Below are 1022 nucleotides of genomic sequence, written 5' to 3' on the forward strand. Positions count from 1 at the left end.
AAAAAAATTGACATCTTTCTCATTCGGAAAGATAGCTTGGTTAAGCTTCATGTCGCTTTTTCATTGGAACAAAAGAATGTATTTGACATTGTAATAATTGTATCTTATAAGTTACAAATGTTTACAGTATACAAAACAGAGCATTTTATAAAATGGCTAGATTCTTTAAAAGATGAGATTGCGCAAGCGCATATTGTTAAACGGATAGCAAGAATAGAAACGGGATTTCTTGGAAATGTAAAATTTTTCCGTGGAATTGGAGAGTTAAAAATACATCATGGTCCTGGCTATAGAATCTATTTTGTAAAACAAGGTAAACAAATCATTTTGTTATTAAATGCGGGTGATAAATCTACACAACAAAAAGATATCGAAAAAGCTCTTCAATTAGTAAAGGAAATGAAACATGGAAATTACTAAATTTGACACAAGTGAATATTTCAAGACACCTGAGACACAAAGGATTCTTTTAGAAGATGCTCTTGAAAGCAAAGATAGTAAGTATCTTGCCCATGCTCTTGGTATAATAGCGAAAAACCAAGGAATGAGTAAAATCGCCCAAAATACAGGGCTATCAAGAGAGTCTCTTTATCGTTCTTTAAGTGATAAAGGCGACCCACGGCTTTCTACTTTTCTCAGTGTTTTGAGTGCTTTAAATTTGCAGATTAGCTTAACGCCTATCCAAAATAATTGTAAGGAACAAGCAGCTTTAGAAGAAGCATCTTGACTACCTCCCCACCTTTAAAGATGGGGAAGGGAGGTATTTAAGCAATCTTTTAAATGAGGGGCTCTACATCTGGTTTATAACCTATCATGTATCCTCTTCGTCCATATGGATGACGCCTTCGCCTTCGTCGCATGCGTTTGGTGGGGCGTTTGGATCAAGGGTATCATCCTTGTCTGGTGTTGTGTTTGCAACGCTTCCAGCCGCATCTTCTTGTGATGCATCAAAAAGTTCGCACTCTATTTTTGTGGTGTAACCACCCGTTTTATCAAGTTTGTGCTTAACACTTTTGATGCGC

General features: G+C 36.5%; 2 protein-coding genes and 1 pseudogene. 2 read left to right on the forward strand and 1 reads right to left on the reverse strand.

Going from position 1 to position 1022, the window contains the following annotated elements; translation table 11 throughout:
- Window positions 1-117 precede the first annotated feature (117 nt).
- Both ACFIJJ_RS09825 and ACFIJJ_RS09830 read left to right on the forward strand, forming a co-directional pair.
- Window positions 118-420, forward strand: a complete 303-nt coding sequence (locus ACFIJJ_RS09825) for a type II toxin-antitoxin system RelE/ParE family toxin (protein WP_212113015.1) — start codon at window positions 118-120, stop codon at window positions 418-420.
- Window positions 407-727 (forward strand): addiction module antidote protein, encoded by a 321-nt coding sequence (locus ACFIJJ_RS09830; RefSeq protein ID WP_273783426.1) that lies wholly within the window; start codon window positions 407-409, stop codon window positions 725-727. Before ACFIJJ_RS09825 ends, ACFIJJ_RS09830 begins: the two co-directional genes overlap by 14 nt.
- 84 nt (window positions 728-811) lie before the next feature.
- Here ACFIJJ_RS09830 and ACFIJJ_RS09835 read toward each other — a convergent pair.
- Window positions 812-1022, reverse strand: a pseudogene (locus ACFIJJ_RS09835) (late control protein); the annotation flags it as partial.

This window comes from Bartonella sp. TT29SHDZB, from assembly GCF_042193395.1.
Classification (GTDB): Bacteria; Pseudomonadota; Alphaproteobacteria; order Rhizobiales; family Rhizobiaceae; genus Bartonella.